Source organism: Candidatus Eremiobacteraceae bacterium (assembly GCA_035710745.1).
Classification (GTDB): Bacteria; Vulcanimicrobiota; Vulcanimicrobiia; order Eremiobacterales; family Eremiobacteraceae; genus JANWLL01.
Window position 1 is genome coordinate 37,590 of record DASTCX010000014.1, and the last position, 13,989, is coordinate 51,578.

A 13,989-nucleotide genomic window follows, 5' to 3' on the forward strand; every position below is an offset into this window, starting at 1 on the left:
GTGTCTGAAGGCCGCGAAGGGTCAGTGGCCGGCTGCCGATTCGATGGCCTCGCACGTCGTTGGAGCGGCCTCTCCGTTCGCCTGGTAGCTCTGTTCTGCATCGGCCCGCACGAGAGCGAGCGCTTGCGAACGGATGAGCGCCATGCCGGGCGAGATCTTCGCCCAATAGCTGCGGAACTTGTCGCGCGAGTCCGGGTCGGTCGTTTCCACGCGCGTCACGGTTCGCGCGATCGACGTCGAAGGTCCGGTCGGTTCGGCATCGAGCGTCCAGACGATCTTCGCATAGCCCGCCGACTGGTAGCTCGCGAACTCGTCCGGCGGCAGCGACTGGAACGCGACGTTCTGCTCCCACGGCTGCGAGACCGCGCCGAGGATGATCTCGTGACCTGGGTCCTCGGCTAGCACGCCCCACCCGTACGATATCGCCTGCGCGACGAACGCGCTCGGCTCGCCGCTCGCTTGCGGATCGGGCGTCGCGCCGAGTATGCGCGCGCGATCCTCGATGACCGCGTGGATGACCGCTGAGTTCTGAAGATCCATAAGGCATTCGGCCGCGAACGTGTTCGTCCACGGCGCGCCGACGGCGAGGTCTTGCTGCTCGTCGACCTCGTAGACCGGCATGAAATGATCGAGGGCGACGTTCGGCTGGACGCCCGCTTGCGGCGACCCGTAGTGCATCCAAGTGAGCCCGGAATACCCGAACCATCCCGCGGCCGTGACGCCGATGATGCTGAAGAAGACGATCGACACGAGTCCGAAGATGCGTGCGCGCGGTTTGCGTGGACGGTCGTGCATCAACTAGTCTTCGTACCGGGGGTGGCCGGCCGCGCGGCTGAGAACGCGGAGAGGATGCGCGCGACGTGTTTCGCGCCTTTCGCGAAATCATCGATCCGGACGTGTTCGTCTGGCGCGTGCTTGCGCGAGCCCGGATAGCTGCATCCGACGCTGACGACCGGCAGTTTCAAGATGCCGGTGAAATACGACATCGGGCCCGATCCGCCAACCATCGGCACGACGACCGGCTCCTTTCTCCAAGCTTCGCGCGCGGCATCGATCGCTATCTCTACTATCGGCGAATCCGCGTCGGTCATGGCGGGGAGGATCCGGCCGATGACGGTGAGCTCGACATCGTCGAATCCGCGGGCGTCGAGGTGCGCGCGGAGTTGACGCGCGACGACGTCGGGCTCCTGGTCGGGAACGAGCCTGAAGTCGATCTTGCAGGTCGCCTGCGACGGGATGACCGTTTTCGAGCCCGGGCCGCCGTGGCCAGCCGTGAACCCGGCGATGTTGCAGGTCGGCGAAAAGACGGCGCCGGCGAGGTCGTGCGGCTTACGACCGCCGACGAACTCACGGACGCCGAGACCCTCCGCCCACGATGGATCGGGCGGGGGGATGCGCTCGACGAGCGCCTGCGCCCTCGCCGATAGGGGCCGGACAGAATCGTAGAAGTCCGAGACGAGCACGTGCTCCTTCTCATCTTTGAGCGACGCGACCGCTCGAAGCAAACGCCATGCGGCATTCGGAAGCGCGTGTGCGTCGCCGGAATGAGCGTCGCGTTTCATCGTCCGGCAATTCAGCTCGACGTAGAGCATGCCGCGCAAGCCGAGGTCGATCCGCGGTCTGCCCGCCGTATCGATCCCGCCCGCTTCCCAAATGCATGCGTCGGCATTGAGCATCGCCGCGTGCTCGCGGACGAACGGCTCGAGTCCTGGGCTGCCGATTTCTTCGGCTCCCTCGACGAGCGCTTTGATGCGAAGCCCTTTGGACGGATGAATCGCTGCGAACGCATCGAGGGCCGCAAGACGTGAGACGAGCTCCCCCTTGTCGTCCATCGCACCGCGTGCGAAGAGCGCGCCGTTCCTGTGCACCGGTTCGAACGGCGGACTCGTCCAGAGCTCGAGCGGCTCGGCCGGCTGCACGTCGTAGTGGTTGTAGAAGAGGATGCTGCGAGGGCCCTCTCCTTTTTCGGCATAGACGACGGGCTGCGAACTCGTTTCGAAGATGCGGACATCGAACCCGCGACGCTCGAACATCGCCGCGACGGTGCGCGCGCACGATCCGAGATCGCCCCCTTGGCTCGAGACGCTCGGAATCGCACACAGGCCGCTGAGCTCGGTGATCCGCTCCTCGATATGGCGGTCGACGTGCGCGTCGATCGCGTCGCCGACGCTCACCGAGAGCGGCCGTTCTTCGCGCTCTTGCCTTCGCGGCTCGTCCCGATGACCTTGATGAGGAGCTGTTCCGACTCGGCGAGATGCCGTTCGAGGGCCTTCACCGCTGCGCTCGCGTCGTGCCGCTCGCATGAGCGCAGAATCGCTCGATGCTCGGCGACGATCGCCGCGAACATCTTGCGCTGCTCTTTGGCGAAGGGCGGCCATCTGCTCGCATGGATGTAGAGATTTCTTATCGTCCGAAGGAGCCGCGGCCTATTCGCGGCTTCGTAGAGCGCCTGGTGAAAGCGCCAATTGAGCCGGCCGAACGAGATCGCGTTCGACGATGCCGCCGAGTCGTCGATCGCTCGGGCCGCGTCGGTGAGATGCGTGCGTTCGAGGTTCGGCACGGCGAGCCGCAGCGCGAGCTTCTCGAGCGGCGCGCGCATCTCGTAGATCTCTTTCACGTCGCGCGCGGTGAGCAGTGCGACGCTCGCACCGCGATGCGGATGATAGGCGACGATGCCGTCGGACTCAAGCTGGCGTAGTGCCTCACGGACCGGGATGCGGCTCGTGCCGAACGCGCGCGCGAGGTCGTCCTGGACGAGCTGCTGCCCGGCGACGATCGTGCCGTCGAGGATGCCGCTGCGGATCGCGTCGGCGATGAGCCCGGGCGTGCTACGTTGCGCGTCGAAGCGTGCGCCGGATAGCGCTTTGAAGGCGTCCATACGTTTGATTGTATACTCGCGGGCGCGGCGGCGTCAAGGCGCACTTGACACCCAAAGGTAGATTGTATACAATCCACGCATCACAGGAGGGACGATGATGATGACGTCGGGCTCGAACCTCGTGCGCGCGGTCGTGACGGCGGCCATCGCGATGGTCGTCGGCGCGAGCAGCACAGCAGCTTCCGCCACGATCTCGGATCCGCTTCAAACGCACGCTTGCGTCACGGGCAAGACGCAGACGCCATCGCTCTGCGGCACGTTCCGCGTCTACGAAAATCGACAGGCGGCGAGCGGACGCACGATCGACATCCACTTCGTCGTGCTCAAGGCGAACAAGCCGACCGATCGCGCGATATTCTTCAACCCCGGCGGTCCGGGTGCGGGCGCGACGCAATTCGCGGGCTACATCGCGGACGGCGTGTTCGAGAAATTCCTCCCCCGGTTGCGCGACTCGTACAATATCGTGTTCGTCGACAACCGCGGCAGCGGATTGTCGCACCCGCTTCAGTGCGACTTCTTCTCCGCCGCGAAGCCGCAGACGTACTTCTTGCAGATCTGGCCCGATGCGCAGCTGAAAGCGTGCCGCGCGAAGCTGGTTCAGGACGCCGACCTCAGTTTCTATGCGGATGACTTCGCCGCCGACGATCTCGACGATTTGCGCGCGGCGCTGGGCTATCCGAAGATCGTGCTCAGCGGCACGTCGGGCGGCACGACGTTCTTCCTCGATTTCGCGCGCCGGCATCCGTCGCACGTCGAGAGCGTCGTCCTCGAAGGCGTTGCGCCGCCGCATCTGCTCATCATCCCGCTCCAGGATGCGCAGGGCGGCCAGCTCACGATCGATCACATCGCGACCGACTGCGAGCACGACGCCGGCTGCCGCGCCCACTTCCCGCATTTCCGCGCGCATTTCGCGGCGATCGTCGAACGTCTCGAACACGGGCCGATCACGATCGAAGTAGAGAACACGACGACGCATAAGCTGGAGAAAGTGCAGCTCTCGAAACAAGTCTTCGGCGATCGGCTGCGCCAGGCGCTCTACTCGAACGCATCGGCGGCGTACGTGCCGTATGTCATCGATCAGGCGTATGCGGGAAACGGTGTTCCGCTCGGAACGATGATCGAAGCTTCGGCGGACGGCCTTAATTCGATCATATCAGAGGGCGACAATCTATCGGTGACGTGCGCGGAGGACATCCCGTTCATCACGGAAGCGGATATCGCGCAGACGAGCGTGGGGTCGTTCATCGGCGATTCGCGCGTGCGCGCCCAGCAGCACGCGTGCAAGATATGGAACGTCCGCCCGGTCCCTGCCGCGTTTCAGGATCCGGTCCGGTCGACGGCGCCGGTGTTCATGATCTCCGGAACCGACGATCCGACGACGCCGCCGCAGTACGCGACCGAGGAGCTCGCCTATCTGCCGAACGGCAAGCAGCTCCTCATCGCGAACGCATCACACGACACCGAAGTCGATTGCGCGGACGCACTAGCGGAGCGCTTTGTCCGACAGCAGTCGGTCAAAGATCTCGACACTCGCTCGTGCGCGGCGCAATATCATCGTCCGGCCTTCGCGACCTCGATGAGCGGCTTCGGCGACTGAGACCAGGGAGCGGTCGAGATTTATCTCGACCGCCGCGGTCTGGCCATCTAGAAACAGGGAGCGGTCGAGATTTATCTCGACCGCCGCGGCCTAGCAATTTAGAAATAGGGAGCGGTCGAGATTTATCTCGACCGCCGCGGTCTGGCAATCTAGAAACAGGGAGCGGTCGAGATTTATCTCGACCGCCGCGGTCTGGCAATCTAGAAACAGGGAGCGGTCGAGATTTATCTCGACCGCCGCGGGTCTCGCCTTAGTGTTGGAGCGGTCGACCTTAACGGTCGACCGCCGCGGTCTCGCCTTGTGTCGGAGCGGTCGACCTTAACGGTCGACCGCCGCGGTCTACCCGTAGTGTCGGAGCGGTCGACCTTAACGGTCGACCGCCGCGGTCTACCCACTCGCACTCGGCTCAGGCGAAACTGCGGCCGCGCAGGTTACGACGGCATCCGCGCTCGCCGTTCTAACCGTCGTTTCCGTATAGCCGTTCGGATAAAGCTTTTCGAACTTGACCTCTATCGACCGGGTTATCTTGCCGGCGTGCGAAGCGTCGACCGTTATATCGTCGTCCTCGGAAGAAGATCCGGAGTCAGGAATGTAGCCGTACAGCTCCTTCGTCGCGTTGAAGCCGCCGCCATAGAAGTGATAGCCGTAGACGATCTTAGAATCATCGTTGAGCGTCGCGGTGAAAACGATATCGACCGGGCACGGGCCAGAGTAGTTCGCTGCGTTGGGGAACATATCGACTGTCGGGTTGTCGGCAGGCGTGGCGGCTATCGGGCACGCGATGATAACGATCGACGATGTGAAGACAAGCAAACGACGTCGCATGAGGCGGCCTCCGATTGCGAGAGCTTCGCGCTTGAGACTCGCGCCCACCTACATCCATCGACCTGGACGTCGTCGTGCAGGGCCGCGGCGGTCGAGCTGAAGCTCGACCGCTACAGGGTTCTCAATAATAGGGCCGCGGCGGTCGAGATAAATCTCGACCGCTCCCTATCCTATAGCGAAAACTCGACCGCTTCCAACCTTCAAGGGTTATCAGATGTAGTTCGCGAGGGTCAGAGTGACGTCGCGTTCCACACCCGACGTCGAGACCTTGAGCTGCACTTTTGTGCCGGCTGGACCATGGAGTATCGTACGGATCCGAGCGAGCCCGATGTCGGCGGCGGCCATTCCGTCGATGCCGATGATCAAGTCGCCCGGATGCAAGCCGGCTCGCGCGGCGGGCGTTCCGCTGAGCACGCCGAGGGCTCTGATCCCCGCTTTGCCAGCCACGAGCACGACGCCGCTGCGGTCGTAGATGTCGCCGGTTTCGAAGTCGTCGTTCTTCTGAAGGTACATCAACTGGTGTTGATAATCGAACGTCACGGTGAAGCGTTTGAGCAAGCCGCCGCCGACGTTCCCGGCGATGGTCGGATCGGCCATGGCGCCCATCGTGTCGGTCGACAACGCCGTGATGACGTTCGGCACGTCGAGAGATTCGACGTCGAGCGACTTGACGCGTGTGAGGCTCGCGCTCGACGGTCCGCCGATGCCGAAACCGGTGATTCCGCTGACCGTCGGTTTGTAGCGGCTCGTGAGATCGTGCTTCGCGACGAAAGGCGAGGAGAGGACGAGCGATTGGCGATTGCCGGTGTCGACGACGAAAACGCCGTCGACGCCGTCGATTGAACCATGGAATTCTGGAATCGTATCGTCGAAGACGAACGGCACCGCTACACCGGGCGGGCGAACGCCAGGTTTTGGAAGCGACAGCGTCATCGTGCGTTTCGCGTAGTCGATCGTGACGAGGTAGCGCGCCGCGGTCTCGTAGCCGACCATACCGTCGATATGCAGGCCTTCGATGGCCTGCATCACCGGTCCAAGCGGCAAGATGGCGAACGATTGGTGCGTCAACGTCGCGCCGCCGAGCTGCACCTTGGGCACCCACGCGAAGCCGGTCTGCACGGTGCCTGCGCCGGCACCGCCCGCTTGGAGATTCCCAGTCCCCGCGATGCCCAGCTTTGCAGCGACGTCGGGGTTGAGAATTCCCTGGCCGCCGGTGTCGAAGACGAATCGGAACGGCCCCTTGCCGTCGACCATCGCGTTCAAGTAGATGTGGTTGTTGATGAGCTCGATCGGGAACGTCGTGCTGCCGCTGCTCGACGAGACGGCGAAGTCATGCGGCAGCGTCGACGGCATCGCGAAATGCGACGCCACATCGGCGTTGGGCTGCGCGCTGATGATCGTCGTGACGAACTCGTTGCCGCGCGCGTCTTGAAGGTGGATGTGGTAGGGTAGCACGCAACCGCCGACCGTCCGGTAGTCGGAGAAGTCCGTAATACCCGACTGCGAACGCGATACGGTGACGACCTCGCGCGCAAGCAGATACGTCTGCGGGTCGAAGTAGAGGTCGATGGGGAAGCCGCCCTTCGGCGTCGCGCGGACGACGAGATACGTCTTACCGTCGACGTCTTTCTTGCCGACAAATGTCGTCGACCCGGGACGTCGATTAGCGAACAGGTATGAGAACGATGTCGTGTATGCTCGCGTGGCAGCGTTCTCGAGCGCACCTTCGCTGTCGGTGTAGTGAGCAAGACCCGTCGCGTCTTGCTCCCACGCGTTCTTGCCGTCGAAACCTTGCGCTCCGGCGAGCGGGCCGAGCGCCTTCGATTGCGACTGCGCGAAACGGCCGGTGACGAGATCATCCCATTCGTCGCCGTCGCCGGTGAGGCCGAGCGCGGTGACGCGCTCATGCAGGTGCACCGAACGGAGTTGTGCGAGCGCATCGCCTCCGGCTGCTGTTCGAGCGCGCGACAAGACTGCCATCGCCACGGTGACGATTCCGCTGCCGGAACCGGTCATGCCCCCGGTCGGAGTAGCAGGCGCAGAAAGAAGCGCGGCCGCGGCGAGCGCAGCGATCATGTGGATCGTCCTCCCAAAGTCAATGAAGACGGGTTGGTCAAGGTCTGGTACTGCCTAGGTATGACCGATGTTTCAAGAGCCGCCACCCGAGGTCGGGTCGGCCTCGAGCGATAGACCGAAGCGCTTGTGCAGCTCGCGGCGGCCGAATGAGGTGATGCTTAGCGCGCGGCTGTCGTGGTCGCGGCTTACCCACCGCCGGTTCAGAGCAGTCGTCAGGAGGGCTGTACCGAGCGCGCCGCCGAGATGCGGTCTTCGTTCGCTCCAATCGAGGCACCCGAATGCGAAGCGGCGCCGCTCCGATTGAATCGCGTCGATGTCGATGCCGAGCGCTTCGAGCGCTGATATGCCCGACGGGGTGAGCGAATAATCCGCGCGATCGGGCTGTATCGAGAATACGCGCATTTGGTGAAGTCTATCGTGAAGCGCAACGCCGACGCTGCCCGCGAGGTGGTCGTAGCATGACCTCGCAAAGCGGAGCGCATGGGGCGTGCGCGAGCCGATCTTTCGCGGCGTGCCGGCGACGACGCTCAGCGCTTCGAGCGCCCGCGCGACGTCTGGCCGTTCGAGCGCGTAATAGCGATGCTTGCCTTGTGCGATCACCTTCGCCAAACGCCGTTCTTGCAATAGCTGAAGGTGTATGCTCGCGGTGGACGGCGTCACGCCCGCAGCGAGAGCGAGCTCCGTGCTCGTCCGTGCCCGGCCATCGAGCAGGCAAAAAAGCATCTTCGCTCTTGCGGGAACCCCCATAGCGGCGGCGATCGAGGCGACGGCGGAATCCGGATCTCGCGTCGGTGAACTCATTTGACATCAACGGTTTGACGAACATCAAAGCGAGGCCTGCACACAAAGGCGTACAATCGGGTCATGCATCGACTAGTCTGCCTCATCAGGTACCAAATCGATCCGTTTCAGATCGAGGCGTTCACCCAGTATGCCCGCAACTGGGGCGACATCATCCCGCGCTGCGGCGGCGACCTGCTCGGCTATTTCGTGCCGCACGAAGGCACGAACGACGTCGCGTGGGCGCTCATCGCTTTCGACAGCCTCGCCGCGTACGAAAACTACCGGACGACGCTCAAGATCGATCCGCAAGCGCGCGCCAACTTTGATGAAGCCGAGTCCAAGCGATTCATCCTGCGCGAAGAACGGAACTTCGTGCGAGGAGTCGAGGGGACGCTTTCGCGGCGCGCGTCCATCCGCAACGCTCTATAAAGGCCGCGGCGGTCGAGCTAAAGCTCGACCGCTACATTTCGTGACCGCACGACCGCGGCGGTCGAGATAAATCTCGACCGCTCCCTAGAAAAGAGATAGATCTCGACCGCTCCCTAGAAAAGAGATGGATCTCGACCGCTCCCTAGAAAAGAGATAGATCTCGACCGCTCACCGTTAATCCGACAGAGAAGATGAGCGGCGGTCGACCGTAGGAAGCATCGACCGCCGCTCGGAGGAGACCGCCGGTTTCGTCCTAGAGCCGGTGAGGTCTCACGTGCATCAGGCCCCCACCAGTGCGCGGGTGCGGCACCTGAAGCATGTATTTGTACCCGTTCAGCGATCCGACGCCCGTGACGTTGTCGTAACCGCTGTGGGCATTGTAGTCGCCGTTGCTGCCGCTGAGGATATCGTGCCAGATCTGCCCAGGATACTTGTTGTGAACGAACCCGTTGTACAGGCCGGTGCCCGCAAGGCCTGTACGCTTACCATAGTAACCGTCGATCTGCGCGTAGAGCGCCGCCATGTTCGGAGCGACCGCGCTCGTGCCGCCGACCGATAGCAGCCATGATCCGTTCCAGAACAGCGCATACGGCGTGTTCGGATCGGCGCACAACGCGACGTCCGGAACGTTTCGCCACTGATTGCTGAAGAGCGTCGGAACGTGCGACTGGAACGCCGGCAGGGAGAAGAAGCCCGAGATGCCGCCGCCGCTGCCAGACCACGCCGTTTCCGAATTGATGGAGCGGTTCGAGTTGAGCGCAAGCGTCGTGCCGCCGGCGGCTCCCATCCACGGCGAGCTTGCGGGGAAGTCGACGTTCGTCGGATTCGGCTGACCCGGTAGACCATCTGGCGGATTGTTCGTGCCGCAATCCTTCGAGCCGTTGTCGCCCGAAGCGGCGAACCGCGTCTGTCCTTCGGCAGCGGACTGCTCGAACAGATCGTTGTCGGCGGCGACTTCATTCGGATCACTGCCGGCTTCGCACGAACCCCACGAGGTCGTTATCACGTCGACGCGCGGATCGATCGTCGTCTGCTCGTACATGTCGTCGAACGTCGAGTTGAGGGGATCGACGCCTTCGTAGACGATGACGTTCGCGCCGGGAGCGTTTGAGCTGGCCTGCTCGATGTCGAGCGTCGTCTCGTCGTTCTGGCCGGGCGCGGGTAAGCCTTGGTTCACCGGATCATCGACGATCTTGCGGATGACGTACGCGTTCTGCCCGCGCGATACGCCGTACTGACTCCAATAGCCGGTGAGGTCGGAGTCCATGTAGTCGTACGCCGTCTCGATCGCGATCGTGACGCCGTTGCCATTGTACGTTTTATTGACGTGGACCGGCTCGTCATATGCGGTCTCGATGTCGGGCGGTCCGAAACCCGCAGGGACGTTCGGATTGCCGACGAGCGGTGTGCCGATCTTTTGCACGAAATTGTTGAAGCCGCTCACCGCCATGATGAGACCCTTGAGCGCCGTCGGGATCAATGCGGGCACGCTGTTCGCATAATAGACGACGTTGTCGTACGAATATTGATCGATGACGGTGTTGAAGAGCGCATCCGCCTGGGCGACGGTCGCGACGACGTCGACGACCTTGCGGTTGCCGTACGTCTGCACGACTTGCATGCCGGCGTTCGTGGCGACGTACTCGACTGTCGAGTACGTGCTCTGCGACGGTCCGAACTCGGCTGCGAACTGATCGGGTGTGAGGAACTGACCAAACGAATGTGACGCCGGATTGTTCACCGACGCCGTGAACTGGTCGACCGCCTGGTGATTCGGATACGGTAAGAAGAAGACGAGATGGATCTGCTGCGTCGGCGGTGCCGGACCGATGAGCGTAGCGACCTGCTCGAACTGCGGCACGGTCGCGGCGACGCCGTCTCCGACGCTCGCTCGAGCCGTAGCCGTCCAAGACAGAGCGAGCGCGAATGCTCCAATCGCCGCAAGGGTGCGAAGCTTCATCTGGGTGAGCCCTCCGTTACCCGCATTCTACCCAACCGTCTGTGACAAACGGCGAACACCGCCCGCGACTTCACGGCTTCGAATGGGCCGCATCGTAGGACGGCGACCATATCTCGGGTGCTTCGGCTCCGACAGCCGACAAATAACGTGCACGCCAATCGGCGTAGTCGCGCTTGGCTTCCACGATCCGGGATTCTTCACAAAGCGCCTCGAGCCGAGCTCGCACAGCTTCGAGATCGAAGGGCGCCACTTCGAGCAGGCGTTCGTAAGCGAGGCGCTGGCCCGTGATGTCGCCGGCTGCCGAGCGTTCGGACGCGAGCCAACGGAGCGCCTCGAGGCACGTCGCCCGGAGCCGCTCGCGCTCTCGCCATTGCCAACCGCCCTCCTGCATGCCTTCGAGAAAATCGCCGCGATACAGCGACGTCGCCGCCGCGTAGTTCGTACGAGCGCCGGAGTTGTCGCCGGCTGCCGCTGCTTGCTGCGCGCGCTCTATGCTCGCGTCGAAATCGTCGACGTCGATCGTCGTGCCCGCCGGTGCGACGAAGCAATACGTATTCGCCTCGTACTTGATGACCTCGCCGATCGCTTTGCGCACGGCGGTGATCGTCACGCGAAGGCTGTCGTGGGCGGCGTCCGCGTCGCTATCGGGCCAATAAAGGTCGACGAGCCGTTCGCGCGCGACACCTTGACCGCGGTTGGCGACGAGGTACGCGAATATCTCGGGCGCGCGCCGGCGCTTCCATGCTTCGGGTGCGACGTGCGTGCCGCCGATGCTCACCCTTAAGGATCCGAGCATTTCGATCCGCAGCGCCGCCGCCGGGCGACCCTCGCGGATGAACGGCATGAGGCCGGAACCGATCTGCCAGCGACGCATATCGAGGCGCAGATTTTCGAACGCCGCGGCCTTCGTGCGGAGCAAGAACCGGTAGTCGCGTTGGTGGATGAGCGCGATCGCTTCGGTCGCGGCCTGCGATGCCGCTCGATCGAGGTCGATCGAAAGCGCACCCTTCGCCTGCTTCGTGCAGCGCGCGAGGATGACGGCCGAGTCGATGCATGCAGTGGCATGAAGCAGCGCGTTCAGCCCGTCGCCGGAAGCGACGACCGCTTCGCGAGCCGCATTCGCCGCCGCCTCCCACTCGCCGCGAGCGACGGCGCACGCGGCGCGCGTGATAAGCATGGGCGCGATCTGCTGGCGCCGGCCAGCGCCTTTGAAGACGCCGATCGCGCGCGCGCTCAAGACGTCGGCACGATCGACGTCACCTTTGGCGAGCGCGCATTGCGCGAGACCGTGCTCGATGTCGGGCAATACGAGGACGTCACCCGGATCGCATGCCGCCTCGGCTTCGCGGAACGCGGCTTCGGCGCCGGCGATCTCGCCGCGCATGAGAGCGAGGACGCCGCGCTGTTCGTGGGCGCGCGCGATCATCGACGTCGCACCGATGTCCTGCGCTTGGGCAAGAAGCGCGTCGGCGGCGCGTTCGGCGTCATCGACGTCGCCGAGAAGCGTCTTCGCGTAGACGATATCGCCGAGCGTCGTCAGACGCGACACGCGCTGCCCCGCCGCTTCTTTGAGTTTCAGCGCGCGTTCGTACATCGAGAGACCGGCGTAGATATCGCCGCGGCGGAGATGTGCGACCGCCGTGTTGTGGAGGACGAGCCCATGCGCGCCAAGGTCGCCGCGGCTGACCACAGACGGCGTGATCTCCTTGTAGATCTCGAGCGCTTCGTCGAGACGCTCGGTTTCCAAGTTGACGGCCGCGAGCGTCATCCGCAGGCTCGTGACGCTCGTCTCGGGCAGGTCGAGCCCGACCGCGAGCGCCTCGTCGAGCATGGTCCGCAACCGCTCGAACTCGCCCCGCGAGGCGAGGATCGGAGCGCAGATGCGCACGCTCTCGGCGAGGACGTCATATTGCTTGCGTTGACGAGCTCCGGCGATCGCGCGCTCGAGCGAAGACAGCGCGGCATCCCACTCGCCGCGCTCGCGCTGAAGCCGGCCGAGCGCGCCGAGCAGCGTCGGACTCGAGGCGATGCGCTGTTCCGGGATCTTGCGGACGATCGCGCCGACCGCCGCGACGAGGCCGGCGCGCAGCAGTGCGAAGGCCCTCTCTTCTAGGACGTCCGAGGCTTGCGCGACGTCGCCGCCGTCGAGATAATGCTCGATCGCCGCAGCCGGGTCGCCGCGAGCGGCCAAGAAGTCGCCGGCGCGTCGATGGAGGAGCGCGGCTCGGTCTGCAGGCTGCGATCTGAGCGCGTGATGGCGCAAGAATTCTTGGAAGAGCTTGTGGTACGTGAATGCATCGTCGGAGATCTGGACGACGAAAAGGCCTCGGCGGGCGAACGATTCGAGCGTCGCACGCGAATCGCTCGCGCCGCGAATCGCATCGCACAATCCGACCTCGAGCTGATCGACGACCGATGTGTCTTCGAGGAATCGCCGGTCCGACTCGCCTAGGCTGTTCAAGACCTCGCTTGCAAGATAGTCGAAGAGAAAGCGTCGAGCATCCTCGTCTCCGGCGGCAAGCGATGCGGGCTGCTCGCCGGTGCTTTTTCCCGAGCCGCCCGAAGCGATGAGCGCGAGACCCGCCGGCCAGCCCTCGGCGCGAGAAACGAGCCAGGCCGACCCCTTTCGCGCGTCGTCGTGCGTTGTGCGGTCGAGAAACGTCCGCGTCTCGTCTTCGTCGAATGCGAGGTCTGTTGCGCCGAACGAGATGAGCTGCGTCGAAGCGGCGATCTGATGAAGGGGGATCGGGATCGAGCGGCCGGTGACGATGAAACACGCGCCGTGACGATAACCGCGGTCGACGAGCTCGCCGACGGCGGCAAGCGTGCGGCTTCCTTCTATAGTATGTGCGTCGTCGAATACGAGGAGCGGAGCGTTTGAATCGTCTTGCGTCGCGAGCGCGTCGGCGAAGCGGCCGCCGATGTCCTTGGGCGATCCGAGACTTGCGGCGTCGACCGAGTCGAACGAAGGCATGTCGAGGCCGAGCGATCGCAGACCCGCGTCGAGGTGCGTGGCGAAAACGGCGAGGTCGGTGTCGGACTGATCGAGGCTATACCAGAGTTTCGGGCCCTTCCACGTCTCGAAGAGGCGGCTCGCGAGGACCGTCTTGCCGTAACCGGGACCCGCGATGATCGAGACGACGCGTATGCCCGGCTTGAACCGCCGCTCGAGATGTGGACGCTCGAGCCAATTGGAAAGCAAAGGCGGCGGCGTGAACTTCAGCCGATGGACAAACACGCCCGTGATTTTCGGCCATGGGGCGGCCCATTCCCGGAGTCAATCGCCCTCGAATTCCGTTCGCCGGTGCGGCAGCTCCGGTGCGTGCTGCCGCGATCTCGGGTCGTGCATGAGGTACGTCGTCCAAAGCTCGGCGCAACTCGCACATATGAAGTAAGAACCGAAAGCGTCTCCGACCATTTTCATGGTGGAGACGGCATCGC

10 protein-coding genes are annotated in these 13,989 nt (G+C 63.9%); 2 read left to right on the top strand and 8 right to left on the bottom strand.

The window, feature by feature from the left end:
* Positions 1-21 precede the first annotated feature (21 nt).
* Genes VFO25_05260 through VFO25_05270 form a run of 3 tightly spaced genes read right to left on the bottom strand, consistent with a single transcriptional unit; the run spans position 22 to position 2,878 of the window.
* Complete coding sequence (locus tag VFO25_05260; GenBank protein ID HET9342299.1) at positions 22-795, bottom strand: hypothetical protein; 774 nt, start codon at positions 793-795, stop codon at positions 22-24.
* Entirely contained in the window at positions 795-2,174 is a 1,380-nt protein-coding gene (locus VFO25_05265) for a M20/M25/M40 family metallo-hydrolase (GenBank protein HET9342300.1), read from the bottom strand. The genes VFO25_05260 and VFO25_05265 overlap by 1 nt, the downstream gene beginning before the upstream one ends.
* Positions 2,171-2,878, bottom strand: coding sequence for a GntR family transcriptional regulator (locus VFO25_05270; GenBank protein ID HET9342301.1), 708 nt, complete (start codon positions 2,876-2,878; stop codon positions 2,171-2,173). The genes VFO25_05265 and VFO25_05270 overlap by 4 nt, the downstream gene beginning before the upstream one ends.
* Before the next feature lie 94 nt (positions 2,879-2,972).
* Between VFO25_05270 and VFO25_05275 the strand changes: the two genes are divergently transcribed.
* On the top strand, positions 2,973-4,475 hold the full coding sequence (locus VFO25_05275; GenBank protein HET9342302.1) for an alpha/beta fold hydrolase: 1,503 nt from the start codon (positions 2,973-2,975) through the stop codon (positions 4,473-4,475).
* A gap of 387 nt (positions 4,476-4,862) precedes the next feature.
* Here VFO25_05275 and VFO25_05280 read toward each other — a convergent pair whose 3' ends face one another.
* The 3 genes from VFO25_05280 to VFO25_05290 all read right to left on the bottom strand — a co-directional run bounded on the left by VFO25_05280 (position 4,863) and on the right by VFO25_05290 (position 8,177).
* The gene (locus tag VFO25_05280; protein HET9342303.1) at positions 4,863-5,300 is read right to left on the bottom strand and encodes a hypothetical protein; all 438 of its coding nucleotides are present in this window, start codon (positions 5,298-5,300) and stop codon (positions 4,863-4,865) included.
* 210 nt (positions 5,301-5,510) lie between these two features.
* Complete coding sequence (locus VFO25_05285) at positions 5,511-7,376, bottom strand: aspartyl protease family protein (protein HET9342304.1); 1,866 nt, start codon at positions 7,374-7,376, stop codon at positions 5,511-5,513.
* A 72-nt stretch (positions 7,377-7,448) separates the two neighbouring features.
* Positions 7,449-8,177: a helix-turn-helix transcriptional regulator gene (locus tag VFO25_05290; GenBank protein ID HET9342305.1), complete on the bottom strand. Its 729-nt coding sequence runs from the start codon at positions 8,175-8,177 to the stop codon at positions 7,449-7,451.
* 63 nt (positions 8,178-8,240) lie between these two features.
* Here VFO25_05290 and VFO25_05295 point away from each other — a divergent pair, with 63 nt between their 5' ends.
* The gene (locus VFO25_05295; protein ID HET9342306.1) at positions 8,241-8,588 is read left to right on the top strand and encodes an NIPSNAP family protein; all 348 of its coding nucleotides are present in this window, start codon (positions 8,241-8,243) and stop codon (positions 8,586-8,588) included.
* 253 nt (positions 8,589-8,841) lie between these two features.
* Here the strand turns inward: VFO25_05295 and VFO25_05300 are convergent, their stop codons facing one another.
* Complete coding sequence (locus tag VFO25_05300; GenBank protein HET9342307.1) at positions 8,842-10,548, bottom strand: S53 family peptidase; 1,707 nt, start codon at positions 10,546-10,548, stop codon at positions 8,842-8,844.
* A gap of 70 nt (positions 10,549-10,618) precedes the next feature.
* Entirely contained in the window at positions 10,619-13,786 is a 3,168-nt protein-coding gene (locus VFO25_05305) for a BTAD domain-containing putative transcriptional regulator (GenBank protein ID HET9342308.1), read from the bottom strand.
* Positions 13,787-13,989: the final 203 nt, after the last annotated feature.